The 25,381-nt window shown below is 73.3% G+C and carries 23 protein-coding genes; 10 read left to right on the top strand and 13 right to left on the bottom strand.

The annotated features are described in order from the left end of the window. Positions 1–47: 47 nt before the first annotated feature. The gene (locus QLQ12_RS28570; protein ID WP_282763643.1) at positions 48–2,069 is read left to right on the top strand and encodes a hybrid sensor histidine kinase/response regulator; all 2,022 of its coding nucleotides are present in this window, start codon (positions 48–50) and stop codon (positions 2,067–2,069) included. Positions 2,070–2,176: 107 nt separating this feature from the next. Beyond that, complete coding sequence (locus QLQ12_RS28565; RefSeq protein ID WP_282763642.1) at positions 2,177–3,961, top strand: VanW family protein; 1,785 nt, start codon at positions 2,177–2,179, stop codon at positions 3,959–3,961. Positions 3,962–3,989: 28 nt separating this feature from the next. Here the strand turns inward: QLQ12_RS28565 and QLQ12_RS28560 are convergent, their stop codons facing one another. Beyond that, positions 3,990–5,072 carry a class I SAM-dependent methyltransferase gene (locus QLQ12_RS28560; protein ID WP_282763641.1) on the bottom strand — a complete coding sequence of 361 codons (1,083 nt, stop codon included), beginning with the start codon at positions 5,070–5,072 and terminating at the stop codon, positions 3,990–3,992. Then, positions 5,065–7,929, bottom strand: coding sequence for an AfsR/SARP family transcriptional regulator (locus QLQ12_RS28555; RefSeq protein ID WP_282763640.1), 2,865 nt, complete (start codon positions 7,927–7,929; stop codon positions 5,065–5,067). The genes QLQ12_RS28560 and QLQ12_RS28555 overlap by 8 nt, the downstream gene beginning before the upstream one ends. A gap of 61 nt (positions 7,930–7,990) precedes the next feature. On the opposite strand from QLQ12_RS28555, the gene QLQ12_RS28550 reads away from it, so the two are divergent. Both QLQ12_RS28550 and QLQ12_RS28545 read left to right on the top strand, forming a co-directional pair. Next, entirely contained in the window at positions 7,991–9,271 is a 1,281-nt protein-coding gene (locus QLQ12_RS28550; RefSeq protein WP_282763639.1) for a cytochrome P450, read from the top strand. Positions 9,272–9,294: 23 nt separating this feature from the next. Next, a complete protein-coding gene (locus tag QLQ12_RS28545) occupies positions 9,295–10,224 on the top strand; it encodes a diacylglycerol/lipid kinase family protein (protein WP_282763638.1) in 930 nt (309 codons plus the stop codon). 182 nt (positions 10,225–10,406) lie between these two features. On the opposite strand, the gene QLQ12_RS28540 is transcribed toward QLQ12_RS28545, so the two are convergent. Next, positions 10,407–11,408, bottom strand: a complete 1,002-nt coding sequence (locus QLQ12_RS28540) for a sulfite exporter TauE/SafE family protein (RefSeq protein WP_282763637.1) — start codon at positions 11,406–11,408, stop codon at positions 10,407–10,409. 124 nt (positions 11,409–11,532) lie between these two features. Here QLQ12_RS28540 and QLQ12_RS28535 point away from each other — a divergent pair, with 124 nt between their 5' ends. Next, positions 11,533–11,907 carry an MmcQ/YjbR family DNA-binding protein gene (locus QLQ12_RS28535; protein WP_282763635.1) on the top strand — a complete coding sequence of 125 codons (375 nt, stop codon included), beginning with the start codon at positions 11,533–11,535 and terminating at the stop codon, positions 11,905–11,907. 177 nt (positions 11,908–12,084) lie between these two features. On the opposite strand, the gene QLQ12_RS28530 is transcribed toward QLQ12_RS28535, so the two are convergent. From QLQ12_RS28530 to QLQ12_RS28515, 4 genes are read right to left on the bottom strand one after another with little or no spacing between them, the layout of a single operon-like run. Further along, positions 12,085–12,813: a YcnI family copper-binding membrane protein gene (locus QLQ12_RS28530; protein WP_282763633.1), complete on the bottom strand. Its 729-nt coding sequence runs from the start codon at positions 12,811–12,813 to the stop codon at positions 12,085–12,087. An 11-nt stretch (positions 12,814–12,824) separates the two neighbouring features. Then, the gene (locus QLQ12_RS28525; RefSeq protein ID WP_282763632.1) at positions 12,825–13,409 is read right to left on the bottom strand and encodes a copper resistance CopC family protein; all 585 of its coding nucleotides are present in this window, start codon (positions 13,407–13,409) and stop codon (positions 12,825–12,827) included. Then, the gene (locus QLQ12_RS28520; protein ID WP_282763630.1) at positions 13,406–14,587 is read right to left on the bottom strand and encodes a Dyp-type peroxidase; all 1,182 of its coding nucleotides are present in this window, start codon (positions 14,585–14,587) and stop codon (positions 13,406–13,408) included. The genes QLQ12_RS28525 and QLQ12_RS28520 overlap by 4 nt, the downstream gene beginning before the upstream one ends. Next, positions 14,584–15,132 carry a copper chaperone PCu(A)C gene (locus QLQ12_RS28515; RefSeq protein ID WP_282763629.1) on the bottom strand — a complete coding sequence of 183 codons (549 nt, stop codon included), beginning with the start codon at positions 15,130–15,132 and terminating at the stop codon, positions 14,584–14,586. Before QLQ12_RS28515 ends, QLQ12_RS28520 begins: the two co-directional genes overlap by 4 nt. Positions 15,133–15,338: 206 nt before the next feature. On the opposite strand from QLQ12_RS28515, the gene QLQ12_RS28510 reads away from it, so the two are divergent. Continuing rightward, positions 15,339–16,730, top strand: coding sequence for a PepSY-associated TM helix domain-containing protein (locus QLQ12_RS28510; protein ID WP_282763628.1), 1,392 nt, complete (start codon positions 15,339–15,341; stop codon positions 16,728–16,730). A gap of 800 nt (positions 16,731–17,530) precedes the next feature. On the opposite strand, the gene QLQ12_RS28505 is transcribed toward QLQ12_RS28510, so the two are convergent. The 6 genes from QLQ12_RS28505 to QLQ12_RS28480 are packed head-to-tail and all read right to left on the bottom strand — an operon-like array spanning position 17,531 to position 21,726. Further along, positions 17,531–18,310: a class I SAM-dependent methyltransferase gene (locus tag QLQ12_RS28505; RefSeq protein WP_282763627.1), complete on the bottom strand. Its 780-nt coding sequence runs from the start codon at positions 18,308–18,310 to the stop codon at positions 17,531–17,533. 51 nt (positions 18,311–18,361) lie between these two features. Next, positions 18,362–18,586 (bottom strand): hypothetical protein, encoded by a 225-nt coding sequence (locus QLQ12_RS28500; protein ID WP_282763626.1) that lies wholly within the window; start codon positions 18,584–18,586, stop codon positions 18,362–18,364. A 44-nt stretch (positions 18,587–18,630) separates the two neighbouring features. After that, entirely contained in the window at positions 18,631–19,674 is a 1,044-nt protein-coding gene (locus tag QLQ12_RS28495) for a hypothetical protein (protein WP_282763625.1), read from the bottom strand. Then, the gene (locus tag QLQ12_RS28490; RefSeq protein WP_282763624.1) at positions 19,671–20,375 is read right to left on the bottom strand and encodes a TIGR03943 family putative permease subunit; all 705 of its coding nucleotides are present in this window, start codon (positions 20,373–20,375) and stop codon (positions 19,671–19,673) included. Before QLQ12_RS28490 ends, QLQ12_RS28495 begins: the two co-directional genes overlap by 4 nt. Beyond that, positions 20,372–21,349, bottom strand: coding sequence for a permease (locus tag QLQ12_RS28485; RefSeq protein WP_282763623.1), 978 nt, complete (start codon positions 21,347–21,349; stop codon positions 20,372–20,374). Before QLQ12_RS28485 ends, QLQ12_RS28490 begins: the two co-directional genes overlap by 4 nt. 50 nt (positions 21,350–21,399) lie before the next feature. Further along, complete coding sequence (locus QLQ12_RS28480) at positions 21,400–21,726, bottom strand: SelT/SelW/SelH family protein (RefSeq protein ID WP_282763622.1); 327 nt, start codon at positions 21,724–21,726, stop codon at positions 21,400–21,402. 71 nt (positions 21,727–21,797) lie between these two features. On the opposite strand from QLQ12_RS28480, the gene QLQ12_RS28475 reads away from it, so the two are divergent. From QLQ12_RS28475 to QLQ12_RS28460, 4 genes are read left to right on the top strand one after another with little or no spacing between them, the layout of a single operon-like run. Beyond that, positions 21,798–22,625 (top strand): SGNH/GDSL hydrolase family protein, encoded by an 828-nt coding sequence (locus QLQ12_RS28475; RefSeq protein ID WP_282763621.1) that lies wholly within the window; start codon positions 21,798–21,800, stop codon positions 22,623–22,625. Positions 22,626–22,672: 47 nt separating this feature from the next. Beyond that, complete coding sequence (locus tag QLQ12_RS28470; protein ID WP_282763620.1) at positions 22,673–23,497, top strand: hypothetical protein; 825 nt, start codon at positions 22,673–22,675, stop codon at positions 23,495–23,497. Then, positions 23,494–24,951 (top strand): methyltransferase domain-containing protein, encoded by a 1,458-nt coding sequence (locus QLQ12_RS28465; protein ID WP_282763619.1) that lies wholly within the window; start codon positions 23,494–23,496, stop codon positions 24,949–24,951. Before QLQ12_RS28470 ends, QLQ12_RS28465 begins: the two co-directional genes overlap by 4 nt. Before the next feature lie 36 nt (positions 24,952–24,987). Beyond that, complete coding sequence (locus QLQ12_RS28460; RefSeq protein ID WP_282763618.1) at positions 24,988–25,377, top strand: RidA family protein; 390 nt, start codon at positions 24,988–24,990, stop codon at positions 25,375–25,377. Positions 25,378–25,381 lie beyond the last annotated feature (4 nt).

Raw genomic sequence — 25,381 nt, 5'->3', positions numbered from 1 at the left:
TTATTACGGACATAGCACCACCAACCTCGCCGCGAAGGGAGCCACCCGTGGCGACAGTGATGGTCGTTGACGACGTGGCCGCCAACCGGGAGATCGTGCGCATGCTGCTCGGCTTCCGGGGTCACGAGGTCATCGAGGCGCACGACGGGGCCGACGCGCTCCGGCTCGCTCACACCCACCACCCCGACGTGGTGGTCTCGGACGTCCTGATGCCCGGCATCGACGGCCTGGAACTGGTCCACCGGCTGCGCGCCGATCCGGACCGCGAGGCCGCCCAGGCTCCGGTGATCTTCTACACCGCCAACTACCTGGAACCGGAGACCCGGCCGATCGCCGAGGCGTGCGGTGTGAGCCAGGTGGTGCTGCGCTCACAGGACCCGGACGCCCTGCTCGACGCGATCGACACCGCGCTGGCGAGCGGCCCGATCGACGTCGGCATCACCCCGGACGACGACTTCGCCCAGGCGCACCTGCACGCGGTCAACGCCAAGCTGATCGAGAAGGTCCGCGCCCTGCACGACACCGAGCGCCGGTTCGAGGCGATGGCCGTCGCCTCGCCGGTCGGGATCGGGATCATCGACCGGCACGGCGTCGCCGACTACGTCAACGAGCGTCTCGCCGAGATCACCCGGCTGCCCATGGACCAGCTCGTCGGGCACGGCTGGCTCGCCTGTCTGGAGCGGTCCGCCCAGGAACCCGCGCTCGCGCTGCTGCACGGCGCCGGCGACGACACCGAACTGCGCTTCACCCACCGGGTCACCCGGTCCGACGGCTCCGTCCGGTCGCTGCGGGTGCACCTGCGGCAGACCCACGACGAGGACGACGGGCTGACCGGCGGCGTGCTCATGGTCGACGACGTGACCGACGTGACCCTGGCCGAGGAACGACTACGCGAGGAGACCGAGCTCCGGCAGGACGAGGCCCGGCGCAGCGACGCCGAGCGCATGGACAGCCTGCGCCGGATGGCCGGCGGGACCGCGCACGACTTCAACAACATCCTCGGCGCGATCCTCGGATACACGAATCTCGCCATGGAATCGATCACCGACGGCCGCGATGACGGCACCATCCCGGCGGAGGTCGCGGAGGCGCTGCTCGGCGACCTCGCCCAGGTGATCAAGGGCGGCCAGCGCGCGCAGACACTGACCCAGCAGCTGCTCGCCTTCGGTCGCCGCGAGGTCAACCAGCCCGCCGAGGTCGACATGAACGCGCTGCTGCGCGACTGCGCCGGCTCGCTGGCCTCCGCCGTCGGCCGGGGCAGCGAGCTGGTCCTGGACCTCGCCCCCGGCCTGCCGAAGGTGAAGGCCGACCCGTCCCAGCTCGCCCGGGCGCTGCACAACCTCGTCCGCAACAGCGGGGAGGCGATGCCGGAGGGCGGCACCGTCACGATCCGCACGTCGGTGGAGGACGGCCGGGTCGTGGTCGGCGTCCACGACGTCGGCGCCGGCATGCCGCAGGACGTGCTGGACCGGGCCTTCGACCCGTTCTTCAGCACCAAGTCCACCACCGGCACGGTCGGGCTCGGGCTCTCCACCGCGCACGGCATCGTCAGCCAGGCCGGCGGCCAGCTCACCCTCACCTCCCGTGAGGGACAGGGCACCACCGCGAACTTCACCCTGCCGGCCATCGCCGACAGCGCGCCCCCGGCCCCGGCCCCGCCGAAGGCCCCGGAGCGGCACTCGGCCGGCGGGGAGACCCTGCTGCTGGTCGACGACGAGGAGGCGGTGCTCCAGGTGACCGCCCGGATCCTCAGCGGCGCCGGATACCGGGTGCTCACCGCGCCCGACGCGGCCGAGGCGCTGCGGCTGCTGGAACGGCACGGCGGCGAGGTGGCCGCCCTGGTCACCGATGTGGTGATGCCCGGCATGGACGGACGCCAGCTGGCCCGGATCGCGTCCGGGCGCCGGCCCGACCTGTGTGTGGTGTTCGTCTCCGGGTTCGCCGAGTCGCTCTTCGACGAGCACGGCAACAACCTGGAGCCGGGCTCCACCATCCTGGCCAAGCCGTTCGATCGGGACAGGCTGGTGGACACCGTACGAACCGCCCTCGGCACCGGCCAGCGGGTCTGAGGGGCCGGGTCATCGGGCGTCGTCGTCGACTAACATTCGACGCCCGCGGCGTGATCAGTAGTCCATCCCCCAGGACGTACCGCGCGCCGATTCCGGAAGGATGACCGGTGACCACTGCCAGTGACCGCCAACCGACCGTGCGGTTGCCGCAGCAGGCCTCGCCCACGCACGACGACGTCGAGGTTCCGCTCGTGGAGTCCCCGCCCCCGCCTCCCGTCCGGCGCAGCCGCCGCCGGCTGGTGATCGCCGGCCTCACCGTGCTGGTGCTGGCCGCCGGCGCCGGCACCGCGGTCACCTGGGCCCTGAAAGGTGATGTCCCCCGCGGAGTCACCGTGCTCGGCGTGGACCTCGGCGGGCTGACCCGGTCCGAGGCCTCCGCCGCGCTGCGCGCCCACCTCGCCGCCTCCCCCTCCGTGACCGCCGACGTCGAGGTACAGGTCGAGGGCAAGGGCACGAAACTCCGCCCGGCCGACGTCGGCCTGGTCGTCGACGTGGACGCCACCGTCGACGCCGCGGCGGAGGGCCGGCCCGCCCTGTTCGGCTCCCGGGCGGTCGCCCCGGTCGTCGCCGTCGACGCCGACCTGCTCGACGCCGCCCTGCGCAAGGGCGTCGGCGAGGTCGGCACCGCGATGAAACCCCCCGCGGTCGTCTTCACCGGCCTCACCCCGAAGGCGGTCCATCCGGAGCCGGGCCGCGGCCTCGACCCGCGAAGCTCCGCCGAGGCGGTGAAGGCCGGCTGGCTGTCCGGGAAACCGGTGACCGTCCCGCTCGTCGAGTCGCGCGCGACGACCACCGCGGAACAGGTCGACCGCCTGGTCGAGACGGTCGCCCGCCCGGCGGTGGCCGCCCCGCTGACGATCACCTCGGAGAAGGGCACGCTGACCGTCCCGCCGGCCGCGATCGCGAAGAGCCTGGTGCTGACCGCGGACAAGGCCGGGCTGATCGAGCCGCGGATCGACCCGAAGAAGCTGCGCGCCGCGGTCGCCCCACGACTCGCCGAGATCGAGGCGCCCGCGAAGGACGCGTCGTTCACCTTCGCCGGCGGCAAACCGAAGATCATCGAGGGCGCCGCCGGGACGGGACTCGACCTGGCCGGGCTCGCGCCGCAACTGCTGACCGCCGCGCAGAGCGGCGACAGCCGGACGGTCGCGGCCACCCTGACCACCACCGCGCCCGCCATCGGCGCCGCCGAGCTGGAGAAGCTCGGGGTCAAGGAGAAGGTGTCGACCTTCACCACCAAGTTCACCGGCGGGCTGTCGTCGCCGCGCAGCCAGAACATCGTGACGGCGGCCAAGCAGGTGCGCGGCGCGCTGGTGCTGCCCGGCAAGACGTTCTCGCTGAACAAGCACACCGGCGAGCGCGGCTACGCCCAGGGCTACAAGGACGCCCCGGTGATCGTCGGTGGAAACCTCCAGCCGGGCGTCGGCGGAGGCGTCTCGCAGTTCACCACGACCCTGTTCAACGCCAGCTACTACGCCGGCCTGCAGGACGTCGAGCACAAACCGCACTCGTACTACTTCGACCGCTATCCGGCGGTGATCGAGTCCACGATCTTCTGGCCCGACCTGGACTTCAAGTTCAAGAACGACAGCCCGCACGGTGTCCTCATCGACACGGCGTACACCAGCAACTCGATCACCGTGTCGATGTGGAGCACCAAGGTGTGGGACAAGGTGACCACCGAGTGGAGCGCGCGGCGCAACATCACCTCACCGCCGACGATCACCAAGCCGGCCGGGCCGAAATGCATCGCCACCGGCGGCCTGATCGGCTTCACCCAGGACGCGTTCCGGCTGTTCCACTCCGGCGGCAAGGTCGTCAAGCGGGAGAAGTTCACCTGGAAGTACGACCCGGAGCCGCGCTTCATCTGCGGCGAGGCCCCGGCCGCATAGAGTCCCGGCCGCCCGCGCGCGGGGCGGATCAGGCTTTCGTCGCGGCGACCACCAGGTTGAACCCGGTGTCGGCGGCCAGGACCGGGTTCGCGAATCCGGCCTCCGCGAGCAGCCGCAGGCGCGCGGCCGGGCCGCCCAGCGTGCCCAGCCCGTACGCGCCGGGCTGGGCCAGCGAACCCGGCGTGCAGAGAGCGGTCGACGACGCGTACCCGATGCGGGTGATCGGCATGCCGATCGTGGCGGTCCAGTCGTCGGCCGACCACGGCTCCACCGCGACCACCACACCACCCGGGGTGAGCGCGTCATAGGCCGCCTTCAGCGCCGCCGCCGGGTCGCCGAGGTCGTGCAGCGCGTCGAAGTAGACCACCACGTCGAACGGGCCGTGCCCGCCGACCGAGGCCGAGTCGGCGACATGGAAGGAGACGTTCGCCGGGCTGCCCGCCTCGATGGCACGGGCCCGGGCGGTGGCGATCGACGGCTCGTGCAGGTCGAACCCGGCGACCGACGACGCCGGCCAGGTGCGCCCGATCAGCAGGTCGGCGAAGCCGTGCCCGCAGCCCACGTCGGCGACCCGGGCGCCGGCGGCGAGCTTCGCGACCAGCCCGGGGACGGCCGGGAACCAGACCTGGGCGAGCTGGTTGACGTACGCGGTCCGGAAGTACCGTTCGATGCCGTGGTAGGTGCACCCCGGCACCTCGTCCCCGGAGAGCCCGCCGTCGCCGCGGAACGCCGTCTCCAAGTGGTCCAGCGACAGGAAGTACCCGGTGATGATCTCGCTCGCCGCGACCAGGTAGGCCGGCGAATCCACCACCGAGAGGGCGAGCGCGTGTTCCAGCGGCAGCTCGAAGCGGCCGGAGTCGGCGGTGACGTAACCCGAGACGGCGACCTGGCGCAGCCACTCGGTGACCAACCGGGGATTGAGGCCGGTGGTGGCGGCCAGCTCGGCCGCGGTCACCGGGCCGGCGCCGGTCATCGCCCGGAACAGGCCGAGCCGGTCGCCGAGAACGGTCATCGCGGTGCTGGCCGCCCCGGCGAAGTCGGTGATCAGTTGTCCGACGAAGGCCTCGGCGCGGGCTTCGTCGACGGCGGGGTTCGCAGTGGTGTCAGTCATGCCCTTCACCCTGTGCGCCGGCCCTTGCCAGAGCCTTGCCGACCGCTGTCACCGCGGCCGGCATGCCACCGGCGAGCGGCGGCGCGGCGGCGACGGCCGCACGGATCGCGTCCAGCCGGATCCGGTCCGGCCCCATCACCGCCGGCGCGAACGGGTCCGCGTCGGCGGCCGCCACCAGGGCCGCCGCGATCTCCGCGTCCCCCAGATCGGCGAGCAGTTCCGCGCTGAGCCGGACCATGGTCCACACCTGGGCGGTCATGTTCGCGTCGCGGACCGCCACGATCACCTCCCGGCAGGCGGTGATCGCCTCGGCGCGCCGGCCCAGCCGGATCAGCACCGCGGCCCGGCCCACCCGGGCGATGTGGCCGGTGTAGGTCAGATTGCTCCGATCATTGGCCGCGATCGACCGGTCGTACCAGGCCAGAGCCTGTTCCGGGTCGGCGCCGGCCAGCAGCTCGCCCCGGGTGAACGGGACGAACCCGTCCAGATGCTCGGTGTCCAGCAGCCCGGCGTACTTCTCCAGCCAGCGGCCGCCCGCCTCCGGGTCGCCGCCGTAGGCGTCCATCAGCGCCGAACAGCAGATCCCGGTGGCCCGAGCCCAGGCGGGCGCCATCGGGTCGCTCGCCATCCGTTCGGCGTCGGCCCGCACCGCATCGGGCCGCCCGGCGAACATCTCGTTCGAGATGCGGATCAGCAGAGCGCCCCAGCGCAGGTCGTGCTCCGCGGGCATCCGGTCCAGGGCCGCGGTGAGCAGCCGGTCCGCCTCGGCCAGGCGGCCGTGCAGCCACTCGCCGGTGCCGGCCGCGAACGCCCGCAGCACCTCGCCCGGGGTCTCCACCCGCTCCGGCGCCCACCTCGCCAGCTGCTCGGTCAGGCCCGGGTCCGGGTAGTCCGCGCCGACCACCGCGAGCCGGGCGGCCAGCCGGGCGCCGTCGTCCCGGTCGCCGTCACCCCCGCTCAGCCAGGTCAGCGCCTCCTGCAGGTTGGCCAGTTCCCGGCGCATGGCCGGATAGGTCCACGGGTCCCGCTCCCGGGCGCCCCGGACCAGGTCGTCGGCGAACGCCAGCATCCAGCGGGCGTGGGCGTCGCGGGCCTGCCGCTCGCCGTCCGGCCCGAGATGGCCGAGACCGACGTGCCGCACCGTCTCCAGCAGCCGGTAGCGCGGTGGGTCAGCGACGATGAGGGAGGCGTCGACCAGCTCCGCCAGCAACGGTTCGGCGTCGGGCGCGAAATGTGGCAGCGCGTCCAGGGTGAACCCGCCGCGGCACACCGCGAGCCGGTCCAGCAGGCGCTGCGCGGCCGGGTCCAGCAGCCGGTACGACCACTCGACGGTCGCCGACACCGCCGTGGCCCGGTCGCCGCCGCGGGCCGGTTCCAGCACGTTGAGCCCGGCGCCCAGCCGGTCGCGCAGATGCGCCAGCCCGAACACCGCCTCGCGCCGGGCGGCCAGCTCCACCGCCAGCGGCAGGCCGTCGACCAGCCGGCAGATCGCGGCGGCGAGCTCGCGCGTACGCGCGTCGTCCGTGAAGCCGGCGCGCAGCAGCGCGGCGCGGTCGCAGAAGAGGGCCACCTGATCGTCCGCCGGTAGCGGGCCGATGCGCAGCACCCGCTCCCCCGCCACGTCCAGGCGGTGTCGCGAGGTGGCCAGCACCCGCAGCCCCGGGCAGCGGGCGACCAGTTCACCGACCAGCACCCGCACCGGTTCCAGCAGGTGCTCGCAGTTGTCCAGCACCAGGGTCGCCGGCGTCGCGCCGATCCGTTCGGCGAGCGCGGCGACGCCGCCGCGCGGAGCGGTCCGCAGGCCCAGCGCGCCGGCGACCGCCGCGGCCACATCGGCGGGCACGGACCGTTCGGCCAGTTCGACCACCAGCTCACCGCCGGTCAGCGCCTCGCTCGTGAGCCGGGTCTTCCCGACGCCGCCGGGGCCGACCAGGGTGGTGACGCGCCCGGCGGCCAGCGCCGCCCGAAGCGCGGCGAGCTCCTCCCGCCGGCCGAAGAACCGGTCGACCCGCCCCAGCCGTAGGCCGGTTCCGCTCTCCGTCGCGGGCCCGGCGGGGCTGCTCGCGGCGTCCTCATCGGACGCCCCGGGCCCGTCGGCGGCATCCGAAGCGGACCGCGCGGGCACCCGCAGAGCCGGGTCGTCGGTCAGGATCCGCCGCTGCAACTCGCCCATCAGCGGCGACGGGTCGACGCCGTGCCCGTCGGCGAGCCGGTCCCGGAAGGCCCGCGCCACCACGAGAGCCTCCGGGGTACGCCCGGTCACGTGCAGCGCCCGCATCAGCAGCAGATGCGCCCGCTCCCGCAACGGTTCGGCGGTGGCCAGCGCCTCGATCTCGGGCAGCGCCTCGGCCGCCGCCCCCGCCTCGACCCGGCGGTCGAGCCACTCCTCGCGCAGGTGCCGCCGCCACTCGGCGAGCCGTGCCACCTCCGGCGCGAACGCCAGCCGGTCCGCCACGTCCGCCAGCGGGTCCCCGCGCCAGGCGCCGAGCGCCTCGGCGAGCATGCCGGCCGCGGTCGCCGGCTCCCGCCCGCGCGCGGTCTCGACCAGCCGCTCCACCCGTTCGGTGTCCACCGCGCCGTCCGGCAGGTCGAGGCGGTAGCCGCCGGGTTCGCGGCGGATCACGTCCGCACCGGTGCAGCGCCGCAGCCGCGAGACGTAGCTGTGCAGATTTCCCAGCGCGTTGTCCGGCTGCTCGCCCTCCCACAGCGCCTCGATCAGGTCGGTCACCGGCACCGGGCGGCCGCCCGCCAGCGCCAGTCTGGCGAGCAGGACCCGCTGCGGGACGCCCGAGAGCGGGATCACCGCGCCGTCCCGGCTGAGCTCCACCGGCCCCAACAGGCCGATCCCGATTCCCACGCCCGTCATTCTCACCGCCGCGACGCCGCCGGACCACGCGGTTATCGGCGCGCTGTCCGGCATGCGACTCATCTTCCGGTACGCCCACCGTGATCAGGGCGCCTGCCGGACACGGGTGCGGGGCGACCGGGGCGATCCCGCCGGCTCGCCGGGAGACTCCCCTACCGTGACCGGGGTGCTCGACTTCTCGGACCCGGAGTTCCTGCTGGACCCGTACCCCGTGCTCGCTGATCTGCGCGACCGCGCGCCGCTCGGCTTCCATGCGCCGAGCGGGCGCTGGCTGGCGGCGAGTCACGCCGCGGTCCGGGCGGTGCTCCGCGACCGCCGCCTCGGCCGGTTCTGGACCGACCTGGAGCCGGCGGCCGTCTACGAGCCGTTCAACCTGCTGCACCGCCACCAGATGATGGAGAACGAGCCGCCGGTGCACACCCGCCTGCGGTCGCTGGTCGCCGGCGCGTTCGCCCGCGGGCACGTGGAGCGGCTCCGCCCGGCCGTCGCGGCCGAGGCGGCGAGACTGCTGGCCGCCGCCGGCGCCGACTTCGACCTGCTCGCCGACTTCGCCGAGCCGCTGGCCGTCACCGTCATCGCCGAACTGCTCGGCGTGCCGGCCGCCGACCGGCGCCTGCTGCGGCCCTGGTCGGCCGCGATCGTCCGGATGTACGAGATGACCCGCACCCCGCAAGCCGAGGCCGAGGCCCTGGACGCCGCCGCCGAGTTCGCCGCCTACCTGCGAGACCTGGCCGCCCGGCGCGCCGCCGCGCCGGCCGGCGACCTGATCAGCCATCTGATCGCGGCCCGCGACGGCTCTGACCGGCTCACCGGCGACGAGTTGGTGGCGTCGGCGATCCTGCTGCTGAACGCCGGTCACGAGGCGTCGGTGAACGGGCTGGGCAACGGCGTGGTCGCGCTGCTGCGGCACCCGGGCGAGCTGGCCCGGGTCCGCGCCGACCGGGCCCTCGTGCCGGCCACGGTGGAGGAGATGCTGCGCTACGACTCGCCGTCGCAGTTGTTCGTGCGTACCGCTGCCGTGGACGTCGAGATCCTCGGCGTGACCGTCCCGGCGGGCGCCGAGGTGGCGGCACTGCTCGGCGCCGCCAACCGGGATCCGGCGGTGTTCGCCGCACCGGACCGGTTCGACGCCGGACGCGACCCCAACCCGCACGTGAGCTTCGGCGCCGGCCCGCACTTCTGTCTCGGCGCGCCGCTCGCCCGGGTCGAGCTGCAGGCCGCCCTCACCGCCCTGCTCGACCACGCGCCCCGCCTCGCGACGGCCGGCGAGCCGGCCCGGAATCCCGGGTTCGTGCTGCGCGGTTACCGGGCCGTGCGACTGACCGCGCTGTGATCGCCAACCGATAGGGTCTGCCGGTGCGGACGAAGCAGGAGCTGACCGATGACATCCGGCGCGAGCGGCGGGCGGCGCTGGTCGTCAACGCCCGGTCCCGGCGCGGCCGCCAGCTGTATGACGACGCGCGCGCCCGCCTGCTCGCCGCCGGGTTCGAGCTGCTCGGCTCCTATGCCGTGGACCGGCCGGGCGAGCTGGAGAACTCACTGACCGCGGCCCTGGCGCACAAGCCGGACCTGCTGGTCGCCGGGGGCGGCGACGGCACGATCAGCACCGCCGGGCGGGTGCTGGCCCACCGGGACGTCGCGCTCGGCCTGCTGCCGCTGGGCACGACCAACAACTTCGCGCGTACGGTCGGCATCCTGCCCAGCCTGGACGAGGCGATCGCCACCCTCGTCGACGGCCGGGTCATCGACGTCGACCTGGGCATCGCCGGGGACATGTCGTTCACCAACCACGTCGGGATCGGCCTCTCCGCCGAAATCATGATCAACGTGCCGAGCCGGTTGAAGCGGGTGATCGGGCGGATCGCGTACCCGATCACCGCGTTGGGGCTGCTGGCCCGGCACCGGCCGCTGCGGGCCACGGTCCGCGCCGACGGCCGCGAGATCGTCTTCGCCACCCACCAGGTCTACGTGGCGAACGGCGGTTTCCACGCCGGCCGCCCGATCACCGCCGACGCGCACGCCGACGACCGGCTGCTGGTCGCCTATCCGGTGGGCGGCGCGACCCGGCTGACGCTGCTCCGCGAGACCGCCCGCAACGTCCTGACCGGCCACCGGCGGACGCTGCGTGAGCAGCCGTTCCTCGCGGTCGGCGAACTGTGGCTGGAGACCGACCGGCCGGCACACGTCGAGGTCGACGGCGAGCCGTGCGGCGAGACCCCGATGCGGGTCGCGGTCGACCCGAACGCGCTGCGCCTCATGGCCCCGCCCGGCACCCCCGACCACTGACACCCCACCTCACCGCCCCCACCTCACCGCCCCGCCCCGCCCCGCCGCGATCTTGCGGAGTTCGGGCGCGCCGTCATCGCGCAACTTCACAAGATCGCGGGAGTGCTGTGCCGCGCCGCCGGCCGGGAAGCGCGACGGGTCCCGCCTCCCGGCGGGACCCGTCATTCACGGATGTGTTTCGGTCAGGCGTTGGCGGGGGCCTTGTCCTTGTCGTCGGGGGTGCTGCCGAGGGCGACGGCTTCGGCTTCGGCTTCGGCTTCGGCTTCGGCTTCGGCTTCGGCTTCGGCTTCGGCTTCGGCGAGGATCCGCTGGTCCTCGATGGCGTTCTTGCGGTACTGCGCCACCGAGTAGGCGATCGCGGCGGCCCAGGCGAGGTAGATGACGCCGTAGAGGACGTAGCGGACGGCGTCCGGGGCGTCGATCCAGTCGCTGCGCAGCAGGGACCGGGTGTTGGTGAGGATGATGACGCCGCCGACCGCGGCGCCGAGCACCCGCGGCGGGATGTGGCGGACCAGCCAGGCCGCGAGCGGCGCGGCGATCATGCCGCCGATCAGCAGGGCGAGGACCCAGCCGTAGTCGATGTTCTCGCTGCCGATGCCCCAGAGGAAGCCGAGGCTGGCGGCGATGGCGACGAGGAACTCGCTGGTGTCGATCGAGCCGATCGTCTTGCGCGGCTCCAGGCGGCCGCTGGCCAGGATCGCGGGCGTGCCGACCGGGCCCCAGCCACCGCCGCCGGTGGCGTCGACGAAACCGCCGACCAGGCCGAGCGGGGTGAGGAACCGCTTGCGCAGCGGCTTGCCGAGCTGGCCCTTGGGCAGGCCCTGGAAGGTGAACCGGAGGAAGACGTAGAGGCCGAGCGTCAGCAGGATGATCGCCATCAGCGGCGCCGCGGTCGCGGTGGAGATGCTGGAGAGGAACGTGGCGCCGGCGAAGGCCCCGATCGCGCCCGGAACGCCGATCCTGAGGACGACCTTCCAGTCAACGTTGCCGAACCGCCAGTGGGAGAGACCGGAGACCAGGGTGGTGCCGATCTCGGCGAGGTGCACGGTGGCCGAGGCGGCCGCCGGGTTGGTCCCCACCGCCAGGAGCAGGGTGGTCGAGGTCACACCGTAGGCCATGCCCAGGCTGCCGTCGACCAACTGCGCGCCGAGCCCGACCAGGGCCAGGAGGATGAGCTTCTGCATGTGTCGACCGCCCGGGGGAAGGGTTCAATTCCTAGTTCTTGGATCGGAGAATAGAAGCCTAGCTAGCCAGTAGGCAAGGCATCAATTCCACGGCCGTCGACGGACATGCTGCAGAATGACGACCGTGTGTGACGCGGACGACGTACGACGGCTGGCTCTGGCCCTGCCGCATGTCGAGGAGATCGACAGTGACGGGTTCGACTTCCGGGTCGGAGGCAAGGGGTTCGTGTGGTCATATCCGGAACGTCTACCCGGAAAACCGCGCGTGATCCGTATGGACGTGGCCGTTCTCTTCGTCGGCGACGAGGCGGAGAAGCAGGCGCTGCTGCTCGGCGAGCCGGACTTGTTCTTCACCACACCCGGCTATGACGGGCTACCGCTGGTGATGCTGCGCCTGGAGCGGGTGTCACTCGAACGACTGGCGGAGCTGATCACCGACGCCTGGCGGATGCGGGCACCCGACGAGGTCGAGGCCGCCTACCGGCCCGCGCAGGGGTGACCGGGCCGGGTGGCCGGCGGATGATCTATGACTTCCGGTTCGCGCGGCTCGGACCGCTGCGCGCCGCACCTCTCCCGGGTGGGAGAGGTGCGGCGCGCGGTCCGCATCCGTTATAGCTGCACAGCCGGCTCGACGCGGGGTGGCAGCCTGGCATCCGGCTCGCCGCCGGATGCCGCGTCAGGCGGTGGGTGTCGCGCCAGGTGCGGGCGTCGCGGCCTTGCGGTAGGCGAGCAGACCGAGGACCAGGCCGGCCAGACCAGCGACCAGGCCCGCGATGCCCCAGGCTGCGCCGCTGCCGCCACTGTCGCTCTCCTCGCCGGTGGCCACGGCGGCCGGCGCGGAGGCGGCGGCGGACGGGGCGGCCGATGCGGCGGCCAGCTTCAGGACCGGCGCCGGGCTCTCCGGCTCGGTGCCGTCGGTGGTGGGCTCGTCGATCCAGCGGACGATCGTGCCGTCGGAGTACGTCTGGAGCGCCTTGAACACCATCTTGTCGACCTGCGGCAGCGGGCCGAGCGAGACGTCGAACTCCTGGAACGTGCCCGGTTTGATCTCGGAGCCGGCCGCCGCGGTCCAGGTGATCTTCGTGACCGCCTCGGTGATCTCGCTGTCGTGCACCTTGACCGGAGTGGTCAGCTTCGACTTCTCGGGAGCCGCGGTCCAGCCCGGCACCGGCTTGACCGACACCGACCCGATCGGGCTCTCCACCGGCAGGTTGATCTCCAGCTTGGTGGTGGACGCGGTGTCGCTCTCGTTCGGCACCCGGAACGACACCTTCGTGTAGCCGCCCTGGGTGGCGCTGCCCGGGTTGACCGTCACGTGGGCTGCCGCCGGACCGGCCAGGCCGAGCAGGAAGACGGCCGCGACGGCGGAGACGGTCGCGGCACGCCGCAGTGCAGTCTGCTTCATGAGGGAACCTTTCAGGCCTTGCGGCGACGGAGGAACAGGAAAACGGCGGCCACGGCGAGAAGCACCACGACGCCGGCGATGATGATGGGGATGATGTCGATGGTCGTCGTGGTCGACGACGCCGCGGCTGCGCGTGACGGGCCGGTCTCAGCCGTGACGCTGGCGGACGGCGCAGCGGCCGACGCGTCCGGCTTCTCGACCGCCGGGCCCGGCTCCAGGGCGGGCGCCGGGTCATCCACGGTGAACTGGTACGAGCCCTTGACGGTGTGCCCGTCGGTGGAGACCACCTGATAGGCGACCGTGTAGACGCCGTTCGTCAACGGCGCGGCGAGGGTCACCACGCCGGTGGCCTCGTCCACCGCCGGGGCGGAGGTGGCGATCTGCTCCTTCGCGGCGTTACTGACCGTGATGGTGGTGTAGGTGGGGTCCAGCTTCTGCAGGAACCGCAGTCTCACCTCCGACGGCGCCTTCTTCAGGGTGGCGTTCTTGGCCGGGCTCGCCTCGGCGAGCGCGTTGTGCGCCCACGCCGGCACGCCCGGCACCAGCACGAACAGCAGCGCGGCGAGCGCGAGCAGCGACCGCGGGACTCCGGTCACGCGAGCAGCCGCTCGCCGATCCAGCCGCCGGCGGAACAGCCGGGCGGTACGGCGAAGACCGCGGATCCGATCGGTGTGGTCCATTCGTTCAACAGGTCCTTCTCGGCGAGCCGCCGTTGGATGGGGAGGAATTGCCGGTCGATGTCAGCTTGGTACGACGCGAAAACGAGCCCGCTGTCGGGTCGGCCCTGCGCGTCCGGAGCCTCGTCGTAGTTGTACGGCCGCCGCAGGATCTTGAGCCGGGGATCGCTCATCCGGGCCCGCGTGACGTGCGAGAAGTCCGGCATCACCGGCAGACCCGTGTCGTCGAGCTGGGCGAAGTCCGGTTCGTCGAACTCGTCCCGGCCGGAGAGCGGCGCCCCCGACGTCATCCGCCGGCCGACCGCGTTCTCCTTGTCGGTGACGCTGAGCAGGTCCCAGGTCTCGATCTCGGCGCGGATCCGGCGGACCACCAGGGTGGTGCTGCCGTCGGGGTTCCACACCGCGGTGTCCATCGCGGCGTCCCGCGGGTTCGCGGTGCCGTCGAGCTGACCGAGCACGTTGCGCTGGGTGAACCCGGCCGCGTGCACGCCGGCACTGCGCCGGAAGCCGCGCTGCACCCAGCGGACCGCGCCGAACGGCCGCGCGTCCTTGATCAGCATCCGCTGGGCGTGGGTGACCGTGAGCGCGTCGTCGGCGCAGATCTGCAGCAGCAGGTCGCCGCCGCTCCAGCGGTCCTCCAGCCGATCGATGGCGAACGGCGGCAGGTCGGTGACCGGGGACGCGAGGCCCGCGGCCCGGTAGAGGCCCGGCCCGAAGCCGAACGTGACGGTCAACCGGGCCGGGTGCAGGGCCAGTTCGGCCTCGGTGTCGCCCAGCGCCGGTTCCCCCTGGGTGAGCCGGGCCGCGTCGTCGGTGAGCAGCCGCATCAGCCGGCCCAGCGCCTGCCGGTCGGTGCCCTTGGCCAGGGTGAACGACAGGAACGCGGCGTGTGCGGGCGGTTCGGTGGTGACTCCGGCCTGACGGGGGCCGTGGAACGCGACTCTGCCCGTACCGATGTCGGTGAAGGAGACCGGGACCGGAGCGGGCGCCGAACCCTCCGATCGACCGGAACCCGCGGCGGCGAGGCCGGCCGCGGCGGCGGCGCCGACGCCGGCCACCGCGCCTCCGGCCAGCAGCGCCCGGCGGGTGACCGTCACGAGTGGGCGCTCGCCGAGGCCGACGGCATCGATCCGTGCATGCCGGGGTCGTAGCTCTCCTGTGCGCCGGCGAACGGCTTCGCGACGGCCGTGAACGCCACCGTGCCGCCGCCGCTCAGCTTCAGCGTGAACGACAGCTCGTCGCCCGGCTTGATCGCCGCGGACGGCTTCATCAGCATCAGGTGATCGCCGCCCGGCGACAACTCGTGGGTCGCGCCGGCCTTGATCACGAAGCCGCCCTCCTTCGGCCGCATCACCATCTTGCCGTCCTGCATGGCCATGGTGTGCAGCTCCAGCGGCGAGGCCGGCGAGGTGGCCGACTCGATCGTCACGTCGGCGCCGGTGTTGTTGACCAGCGTGCCGAACGCCGCGGTCATGCCGGTGTCGGCCGCCTTCACCCAGGGGTCACGCACGGTGAGCGCGGCGGCCGGAGCGGCGGACGACGCCGCGGGCGCCGAGGCCTTCGAGGGCTCCGACGACGAGCCGCAGCCGGCGAGAAATGCGCACGCCAGCACGGCGGAGGCGAGAACGGTACGAGTCAGCATCTTCTTCCTCAGCTTCAGGGAACGCCCGTTAGTCGCCACCGGACGGGCCCTGGTTCCCGGATTCTTTTCACCTGAAGAATCGCTGGGAACTATGCGGCATCCGGCGGCGACCAATGGGCGACGCCGCCAGGGGCCCGGCCGCGTCGACTGCAACCCCTTGGATGCCGGCGCACTCCGCGCCGCCGACACCCTGACGAGGACAGCCGATGGCCGTGACACCCGAACTGACCACCGAACCGGTCGCTCCGGCGGCGACAGCCGCCCGCGAGATCCGCCGCTCCTCCGCGTTCGGCGCGCTGCTGCTGCGGCTGCACTTCTATGCCGGGGTGCTGGTCGCGCCGTTCCTGGTGGTGGCGGCCGTGACCGGCCTGCTCTACACGGTCACGCCGCAGCTCGACGGCATGCTCTACGGCGACAAGTTGACCGCCGCGACCACGAGCGGCGCCGCCGTCCCGCTCGCCGACCAGATCGCCGCGGCGCGCGCCGCACATCCCGGCGGCACGGTCTCGGCGGTCCAGCCCGGCGAGGGCGACCGGACGACCCGGGTGGTGTTCTCCCAGCCGGACCTCGGCGAGAACCAGCACACCGTCTACATCGACCCGCCCACCGGGAAGGTCCAGGGTCAACTCACCACCTGGTACGGGTCGACGCCGGTCACCACCTGGCTCGACGACCTGCACCGCAACCTGCACCTCGGCGATGCGGGCCGGCACTACTCCGAACTCGCCGCGAGCTGGCTGGCGGTGCTCACCCTCGGCGGCATCATCCTGTGGTGGCGGCGCCGGCGCTCCGTACGCAAGATGTTCGTCGCCGACCTCGCCGCCAAGAAGGGCGTGCGCCGCACCCGGGGCTGGCACGCCGCCACCGGCGTGTGGATCAGCGTGGGCCTGCTCATCCTCGCCGCCACCGGGCTGACCTGGTCCCGGTACGCCGGCGACAACTTCACCGTCGCCCTCGACACCCTCGACGCCCACCGCCCCGCGCTCGAGGTCCCCGGCGCCGCCCCGTCGGCCGGCGGCCACCACGGCGCCGGCGGCGACTCCCCCACCACCGTCGACCTGGCCCAGGCCGACACGGCCCTCAAGGTCGCCCGGGACAACGGCCTCACCGGCCCGGTCGAACTGACCGTCCCGGAGAGCGGCGGCGCCGCCTGGACCGTCGCCGGCATCGACAACGTCTGGCCGGTCCAGCTCGACCGCATCGCCGTCGACCCGGCCACCGCCACCGTCGTGGCACGCAGCGACTTCGCCGAGTGGCCGCTGCTGGCGAAGCTGTCCAAGCTGGGCGTACAGGCCCACATGGGCGTCCTCTTCGGCGTCGTCAACCAGATCCTGCTGGCCGCGCTCGCCATCGGCCTGCTGTGCGTGATCCTCTGGGGATACCGCATGTGGTGGCAGCGCCGCCCCACCCGCACCGGCCGCCGTGCCCTCGTCGGGGCGCCGCCCGCCCGTGGCGCCTGGCTCGGCCTTCCCGCCTGGGCGATCGTCGTGGGCGTGCCGGTGGTCTTCGCGATCGGCTGGGCGATGCCCCTCTTCGGCATCCCGCTGGCGGTGTTCCTGGTCGTCGACGCCCTGCTCGGTCTCCGCCGCCGCGCCTGACACGCCGCCGCTCCGTTCCTGGCCGAGCCGTTCTACCGCGACGTGCTCCGGCCGTCCGAGGACAGGGCGGGCCTGCGGGACTGGCTTCCGCCGGCCACGGTCGAGTTGCTGGCGGCGGTCCCGACCGACGAGGCTTTCCGGGTGGTGCTCCGCGAGACCGTGGACGCGCGGCGCATCCGGGTGGGCCTGCTGCTCAGATCGAAGATGCTGACCCGCTTCCCGGTGCGGGCGCTGCGGCTGGTCCCGCACCTTCCCGAACCCCTCCGGAGCGAAGCGGCGAAGATCATCGCCACCGGCGGCGCCGGCATCGGAGCCGGCTGGGCGGCCCTGCTCGACGGGGCCGGCCGGCAGCGCCCCATCGACACTCCCGACGACCGGAAACGGGCGGTGGCCGCGCTGGCGGCGATTCCCACCGAGGCGGCGCTGGGCCTGGTGGTGGAGCGGGTCGACCAGAGCTACTTCCGCCCAGCGCTGGGGGCGGCGGCCAAACGCGACCCACGCCTGGCGATGCGGGCGCTGGTCGCGAACGTCGCCGAGGGCACCGTGGCCGAGCTGATCCGCAAGCACGCGCACACCTACCCGCCGGCGCTGTCCGCCCTCAACGAGGCGGGGCGATCACGGGGGTGCCGGCGACGGCGCCGTGAGCGGCGCGGGCGGCGTGAACGGCCCTCGCCGGCCTCTCGCCGCCCGCGATCGGGGCGGTGCGGGCGCTCCGCCCCGATCCCGGGCGCGGTCCGGACACGTCACCGGGGTCACCGGGTCTGTTCAGCGGACCCGCAGCCCGCCCGTCAGCGGTGCTCTCAGGTGGAGGCGACCCCCAGGTGCATGGTCGTGCTCAGGGTGATCGGCTCGGGCAGGACGGCGGCCAGGTCGGCCAGGGCCGCCTCGCGCCGCTGCTGCGGGATCCGGCGGGTCACGGCTCGGCCGCCGTGTGAGTTGATCCAGGAGAAGAAGTGCCGGCGGTCGCGGAAGGTGCTGGCCACGGTGTGGTCGCGCACGTCCGTACCGGAGAAACCGGCCTCGCCCACCGCGGCGCGCAACGTGTCCGCGTTGTCGAACATCTCCGCCTGGCCCGCCGGCGGAGGCGGAGGGCCGTCGGCGTGGCCGGCGAGCGCCTTCATGGCTTCCACGAAGTAGTCGTCGTAGGAGGCGGCCGCGCTGAACGCGAGACGCCCGCCGGGCCGCAGCAGCCGTCGGTAGGCGGCCAGCGCCGCACCGGGGTCGGGCAGGAAGAACAGCACCAGCCCGGCGGTGATCACGTCGAAGGAGGCGTCCGGAAAGTCGGGGGCCTGCGCGTCGCCGGGTTCGACGGTGACGTTCGGCAGGCCGGCGGCGGCCGCGCGGGTCAGTTCGACCATGCGGGTCGCCAGGTCGATGCCGGTGACGTGCCCGGCGGGGCCCGCGGCCGCGGCCGCCGGGAACAGCACGGCCCCGCGCCCGCAGCCGACGTCGAGGACCCGGTCGCCGGGCTTGATGCCGGCGGCCTCGGTCAGGGCGGCGCCGAACGGGGTGAAGAAGTCGACGCCGAGGCGGTCGTAGTCGTCGGCCGCCTCGTTGAATATCTCGATCTGTCCACTCATGGGCCGAGCATGCCCGCGCGGGCCCCGTCACCGGGGGCCGGAACAGCCTGATCAGCGCTGGGCGGAATCCGCCGCCGGCAGAATCAGGCGGCGGGCGTTGCCTCTTCGCGGGCTTGGATGATCGCCGCCCGCGAGCCGGACCGTGGTCAGGTAGGTGATGACGGCGTCCAGGACGGCCTGTGGCTTCGGTGAGGTGGCGGCCGAGTCGAGGTAGGCGACGTCGGGATCGGCCGCGATCATCGGGAATGAGGCGCGCGGGCCACGCTGCCACCCCACGAACCGACCGGAAACACTCTCCGCCGAACAGCGATGCCCTTGCGTCAGATGGTTCGCAGGTCGAGGGTGTGCCAGACGGCGGCGTCCTTGGTGCCGGTCGACCACCAGAGCATGCCGTTCCTGGCGGCGGCCAGGTCCGCGGCGGCGGCGAGCGTCACCGTCCGGCCGGTCCGCAGGTCGTGGACGGCGAGCCCCGCCGTGCCGGTGAGGTCGAAGTTCGGACCGGGCTCGGAGAGGATCTCGAACCGGTCCAGCAGCGCCACGTCGCTGACCGCGGCCTGGGCGTTCGACCCGGCGACCCGGCGCCGGTCCGAGCCGTCCGGACGCATCAGGTCGATCCGGGCCAGGCCCTCCCCGGCCATCACCATCACCCGGCACCAGACCGGGCCGCACATGCCGAACTCGGCGCCGGAGAACGGGACGCGCACCTCACGGCCGGTCGTCAGCTCCCGCATCGTGACCGTGCCGGACTGACCGCCGGCCTCGTCGGTGAGCCAGGGCCAGGCGGACAGCGCCCACCGGCCCTTCTCCTCGCGCACCTCGACCGGGCCGCCGGCCAGCGCGACCGACCGGATCTGGGTGCTCTCGTCGCCGTCGCCGGCCGCCCAGTACACCCGGCCGTCCGCCACCACCAGGTCGTGCTGGTTGCCGTAGAACAGGGTGTTGCCGGTGTCCGCGGTGAGCAGCCGGGACTCGCCGCCGCGGCTGGCGCCCCAGATCTCGACCGGCCGGGAGCCGGACGACTCGGCCCAGAGCAGTTCGTCGCCGGCGGCGGTCATGCCTTCGAAGCGCGGTTCGCCGGCGGCCGGCAGGCGGCGCAACTCGCGGGCGATCCCCGCTTTCTCGATGACGAGCCGCACGAAGTCGCCGTCGGTGACGGTGCCGACAGCCGTGGTCGCGTCCAGGAACAGCAGCGGCTCGACGGTCAGGTCGCGCAGGTCGGCGCGCGCCGCGCCGGGCCACTCCTGCTCGGCGGTGGCGCGGGCGGCCGGCACCGGGGCGGGTGGCTGCTCGGGGAGGCCGCCGGCGAGCAGGACGACGGCCGCGAGCAGGGCCGCGGCCAGGGCGATCCGGGTTCGGTCGATCATTCGTACTGCTGCTTCGGTGGGCTGACCGGCTGCCACTGCTCAACCTCCACATAGGCGAGGTCGGCCTGGTTGACCGGGTCCTTGCCGCGCATGCCGGAGTACCGGCCGGTGACCTGCAGCCACGTTCCGGCCGGGACGTCGACCAGCGGCCCGCCGGTCAGGCCGACCTTGATCGGGCGGCCGTCGGCGGCGCAGCAGCTCACCACGATCCGCGCCAGCATCGGGGCGCCGCCCTCACCGGCGGTGACGAACCCGGTCATCTGGAGGCGGCGGCCGGTGAGGCTGCGGCCGTCGTCGTAGATCACCCGGGAGGCGTAGTCGAGCAGGCCGATCACGGCCGGGTCGCCCTCGGGCAGCGGCGGGTAGTCGGACTCGGCGCTGAGCTGCACCGTCCCGGACTGGTCGGCGGTGTACGAGCCGAGCGCGGGCGGGGCGACCAGCAGCAGGCCGAGCACCGGCAGGATCAGCAGCCAGCCGACCCGGGGCTCGTGGGAGTGCCCGTGATCGTCGTCCTGGGTTCCGCGGCCGCGTAGGTCGTACCAGATGGTCATGAACGCTGCCAGCACCAGCATCGCGCCCGCGGCGATGAGGAAGGGCCGCAGGCCCTCCTTGACGTATCGCAGGTAGAGGTCGGTGAACGACGCCTTGAGGATCGCGCCGCCGAAGAGGAACAGCACGACGGCCTGAGCCTGCCGGTTCACAGGAACACCGCCCCGGCCCCGACCGCGGTGAGCACCGCGATCACGAACGTCGCCGGCGCGAACCGGACCGCGAACCGGCGGCCGAACACGCCGGCCTGCATCGAGATCAGTTTGAGGTCGACCATCGGCCCCACCACCAGGAAGACCAGACGCGAGGTCAGCGAGAACTGCGACAGCGACGCGGCGACGAACGCGTCGGCCTCGCTGCAGATCGACAACAGCACGGCGAGCACCGCCAGCGCCAGCACCGACAGCACCGGATCGGCCGCCAGGGTCTGCAGCCACGCCTCCGGCACCACCACGTTGATCGTCGCGGCGGCGGCGGCGCCCACCACCAGGAACCCGCCGGCGTGCACCACGTCGTGCCGGCAGGCCGACCAGAACGCCTCCCCCTTGGAGACGCCGTCGGAGGACCGGTGCGGCAGCCGGATCCACTCACTCTTGCCGAGCCGCAGCCAGAGCCAGCCCATCACCATCGCGACCACCAGGCTGGCCAGGCCGCGAGCGAGCACCATCTCCGGGTCGCCGGGGAACGCGACCGCGGTCGCGGTCAGCACGATCGGGTTGATCGCGGGCGCGGCCAGCAGGAACGCGAGCGCGGCGGCCGGGGTCACACCCCTGCGGATCAAGGACCCCGCGATGGGTACGGCTCCGCACTCGCAGCCGGGCAGGACCACCCCGGCGACGCTGGCGGCGGGAACGGCCAGCGCCGGGTGTTTCGGCAGCGCCCGGGCCCAGAACGAGCGGGGCACGAAGACCGCGATGACGGCCGACAGCAGCACGCCGAAGACCAGGAACGGGACGGCCTGGACCAGCACCGAGACGAAGACCGTGGTCCAGGTCTGGAAGGCGGCGCCGGAGACGAGCCCGGAGACCCGCTCGCGGAAGATCACGAGCAGCACCAGGAGCACGGCGAGGATCTCGACCTCGACCGACCTCGTCCGGCCGGCGCGGCGTTCCAGGGTGTCGGTCACCGGTGAAATCTACCGTTCGGGGTTGATCACGGGTGCACGGCCCGGAGCCATCACGCGCCCACCGCGGGCGAAGCCGGTGTGGACTCGCCGGGCCGGTGTCCCTCGCTGTGTCCCAGCGCGCGCCCGGGTGCGACGCGGTCCCGGACCAGCCGTTTGAGCTGCGCCAGCTCGGGGAAACCGCCCTCGCCCTTGCGCGACCACAGGGTCTCGTCGTCGAGCCGGACCTCGAAGACCCCGCCGACGCCGGGCACCAGCGCGACCTCGCCCAGCTCGGTGGTGAACGTGGTGAGCAGCTCCTGCGCCGTCCACGCCGCGCGCATCAGCCAGCGGCACTGGGTGCAGTACTCGATCTCCAGGCGGGGCTCTCTCGGCGTCACGGTCTAGAAGTATGCCGGACCGCGGCCATCAGGCATTATCACGGGGATCAACCGCTCTTGAAGGAGTTGCATTGAAGCGACGTTGGACCGTGGCCGTCACCGGAGTCCTCGCGGTGACGGTGGCCCTCACCGCCACGGCCTGCGGCGGCGGGGACGAGAACGCGACGGCCAAGGAGGCCACCGGCTTCGTGGCGCTGGGTGACTCGTACGCGGCCGGTCTCGGCGCCGGGAACTACGGCGACCGGAAGGACTGCAAGCAGAGCAAGGACGGCGGGTACCCGCAGCTCTGGCTGAAACTGCGTACCGCGGCGAAGTTCGGTGTCGTCACCGACGCCACCTGCGCCGGCGCGAAGATCAACGATGTGCGGTTCAAGCAGCTCGGCAAGCTCGACGACAGCACCGGCTGGGTGACGCTGACCGTCGGCGGCAACGACGCCGGCTGGTCCGGAACCCTGCAGCAGTGCCTGCTCGGCAGCGACGAGACCTGCAAGGCGTCGGTGGACAAGGCCGTCGCCGCGGCCGAGAGCACCTTGCCCGGCGCGCTCGACGAGCTCTACCAGATGATCCGCGAGCAGGCCCCGAACGCCAAGGTGTTCGTGCTCGGCTACCCGCACCTGGTCGCCGAGCCGGGCGCCGGGGTGACCTGCGAGGCGCTGAACGACACCCGCCGCAAGTCGCTCAACGAGGGCGCCGACTCCCTGGTCGAGTTGATCCAGGGCCGGGTGGCCGCACAGCCGGGCTTCACCTTCGTCGATGTGCGGAAGTCCTTCGCCGGCCACGAGGCGTGCACCAAGGAGCCGTGGATCCACTCGCTGCGCGACGACCTGTCCGAGTCGTTCCACCCGACCGCCGAGGGGCACAAGGCGTACGCCGACGCCCTGTTCGCCGTAACCGGCTGATCGCCTCTCGTTAGCGTGGTGTACGCCTTCCCACGATGGGATGGGGCGTGCACCACGCCAACCACTACTACGGGCACTCGTACGTGCTGGCCCGCTACTGCGGGTTCGACGCCGATCCGCCCAGGATCCACGGTTACCTCCAGCACGGCTGGAACATCGGTGACGGCCTCGCGCCCGATCACGAGTTCGTGCCGGGGATCCCGGCGTTCGTCTGGAGTGAACGGACCCGCCGCCGGGCCTGGTCGATGGGCCGGCGGCAGGTGTACGTGGTGGGCTCCCCCTGGGCGTACCTGACCGCGCTGGAACCCGACGAGCCCTCGCGGGAACGAGAAGGCACGATCTGGTACCCGTTCCACGGCTGGGAGGGCCAGCACGTGGAAGGCGACCACGACCGCCTGATCGCCGAGATCCGCGACACCGAGCCCGGCCCGGTGACGGTCTGCCTCTACTGGCAGGAGTTCCGCACCCCGCGGGTGCGCCGCCGCTACGAGCGGGCCGGCTTCCGGGTGATCTGCCACGGCTACCGGGGCGGCTGGTGGAAGGACCTCGATCCGGACTTCCTGTCCCGGCAGCTCGCCGAACAGCGCAGACACCAGCGGGTGGCCTCGAACCGGCTGTGCAGCGCCGTGTTCTACGGCGTGCTGGCCGGCTGCGAACCGGCCGTCTACGGCGACCCGATGCAGTTGCGCGGCGAACGCGACCTGTTCGGCGGCCGGTCCCGGATCCGCCGGCAGTGGGCCGCCATGCACGGCACGCAGATCGACCTCGACACGGCCCGCGCCGTCACCGTCGAGGAACTCGGCGCCGACCGCACCCTCTCACCGGCTGAACTACGTCACCTGTTCCACTGGCCCTCGGAGACCGCGGCATGACCCCGCTCCTGCTGGGCGGCGAGATGCCGCACTGGTCCGACCACCGGCCCACCCGCGGCGCGGCGCTGCGGGAACTCGTCCGGTCCGCGCACGGGCACGTGCTGGTCGCCGGGCCGCACGATCCGGAGCTGATCGACGCGATCCCGGCCCGGCAGGTCACCGTCCTGGTGCGCGGGATGCGCGACGCGGAACAGCTGGCCGCCCGCTGGGCGGACCGGCCCGGAGTGCGGGTCTGCTGCGGGAGCCTGGAGAAACTGGCGGCCGTTCCGGCGTACGACACGGTGGTCGCGCTGGACGGGCTGGACCGTACCGGCTCGACCGAGACCGCGGACCTGTCATGGGCGGCCGGGGTGGCGCGGCTGCTCGCGGTGCTGCGCCCCGGCGGCCGGCTGGTGCTGTCCTGCGCGAACCCGGTCGGCCTGCACCGGCTCTACGCCGGCGCGGCCCCGCCGGACGACGCGGCCTGGGGCCCGGCCGCCGGCGACGACCCGACCCGTCCGGCCGGTCTCGCCGCGTTGCGCGCCCACCTGCGTGACACCGGCCTCGACGTGCTGCGGGACTACGCGGCGTACCCGTGTCCGCAGGCGCCGGCCGCACTGCTGAGCGAGGCCGCGCTCACCGACCCGGGCCTGCACGGCTTCGCGACCTCGGCGTTGCGGCGGGCCGGCGTACCGGACGGGCCGCTACTGGCCGACCCCCGCCCGCTCGCCGCCGGTCTGCTGCGCCACACTCTGGCCGCGCCGCTCGCTCCGGCGTGGATCGTCGTCGCCGCCCGCCCCGGCCACCACCCGCTCCCCCCACCGGACGGCCTGCTCACCGGCGGCCCGCTCCGGCGGACGTCGTCGGGCTGGACCATGGGCGAGTCCCGGGCCACGGTTCCGACGGGCCCCTGTCTGCACGACGCGCTGCTGGCCGCGGCCCGCGGCGGCGACCAGCCCGAGTTCCGTGCGCTGCTCACCGGCTGGCAGTCCGGCGAGAACGCCGCCGTCGACGCCGACGCGATCATCGTGACCGCCGGCGGCCTGGTCGCGCTGGCGCCGCCGTCCGCCGACGGGGACGCCGCGCTGCGCCGGTTCGCCGCCGCACTCCACGACGAGGGGCCGGCTGAGCTGTGGCCCGCCGAGGGCACCGCCGCACTGCTGGCCGCCATGACCGGCCGGGCGATCGGCCCGCCTCCGGCGACCCGGGCGGCGCCGGAGACGCTGCGTGAACTCACCGCCGCCCACGACCGCCTGGCCCGTGAGCTCAGCGAGGCGAGAGCCCAATCGACGTGGTACGAGCAGAGGACCGCGACCCTGCAATCCGACCTGTCCCGCGCCTACCGGATCATCGCCGTCCTCAAGGGCACGACGCCGGGCCGGGCCGCGGTGGCCGTGCTCGGTGGCGTCCGCTCCGGAAGACGCCTGGCCCGGGCCGCTCTGCGCCGTCTCCGCCCGGAGCCGCCCACCGGGTGATCCCGTCCCACCCCCGCTGCCGGTAGCGTGCGGCGGGTGACAGAACGACGCGCGATCCTCAGCGGCTCGGTCTTCGAGGAACAGATCGGCTACGCCCGTGCCGTCGTGGACGGCGACCAGGTGTACGTCTCCGGGACGACCGGTTTCGACTACGCCACCATGACGATCTCCGGCGACGTGGTCGAGCAGGCCGAGCAGTGCCTGCGCAACATCGGGACGGCTCTGACCGCGGCCGGCTGCACGTTCGCCGATGTGGTGCGGGTGCGTTACCTGCTGCCCGACCGCGCGGACTTCGAGCCGTGCTGGCCGGTGCTGCGCCGCTGCTTCGGCGAGGTCCGCCCGGCCGCCACGATGATGGTGGCCGGTCTCGCCGACCCCCGCATGAGGATCGAGATCGAGGTGGACGCCCGCCGCCGCACCGCCTAGCGTC

This window comes from Actinoplanes sandaracinus (assembly GCF_030009775.1).
Taxonomy (GTDB): domain Bacteria; phylum Actinomycetota; class Actinomycetes; order Mycobacteriales; family Micromonosporaceae; genus Actinoplanes; species Actinoplanes sandaracinus.
Note: the sequence above shows the minus strand (reverse complement) of the source record. Positions and strands in the feature narration are given on the sequence as shown.

What these genes read in the sequence shown, in the direction of transcription:
- QLQ12_RS28560 (WP_282763641.1), bottom strand. Translation starts at nt 5,072, where the DNA reads ATGACTGACACCACTGCGAACCCCGCCGTCGACGAAGCCCGCGCCGAG.
- QLQ12_RS28550 (WP_282763639.1), top strand. Translation starts at nt 7,991, where the DNA reads ATGCGACTCATCTTCCGGTACGCCCACCGTGATCAGGGCGCCTGCCGG.
- QLQ12_RS28540 (WP_282763637.1), bottom strand. Translation starts at nt 11,408, where the DNA reads ATGCAGAAGCTCATCCTCCTGGCCCTGGTCGGGCTCGGCGCGCAGTTG.
- QLQ12_RS28530 (WP_282763633.1), bottom strand. Translation starts at nt 12,813, where the DNA reads ATGAAGCAGACTGCACTGCGGCGTGCCGCGACCGTCTCCGCCGTCGCG.
- QLQ12_RS28515 (WP_282763629.1), bottom strand. Translation starts at nt 15,132, where the DNA reads ATGCTGACTCGTACCGTTCTCGCCTCCGCCGTGCTGGCGTGCGCATTT.
- QLQ12_RS28510 (WP_282763628.1), top strand. Translation starts at nt 15,339, where the DNA reads ATGGCCGTGACACCCGAACTGACCACCGAACCGGTCGCTCCGGCGGCG.
- QLQ12_RS28505 (WP_282763627.1), bottom strand. Translation starts at nt 18,310, where the DNA reads ATGAGTGGACAGATCGAGATATTCAACGAGGCGGCCGACGACTACGAC.
- QLQ12_RS28495 (WP_282763625.1), bottom strand. Translation starts at nt 19,674, where the DNA reads ATGATCGACCGAACCCGGATCGCCCTGGCCGCGGCCCTGCTCGCGGCC.
- QLQ12_RS28465 (WP_282763619.1), top strand. Translation starts at nt 23,494, where the DNA reads ATGACCCCGCTCCTGCTGGGCGGCGAGATGCCGCACTGGTCCGACCAC.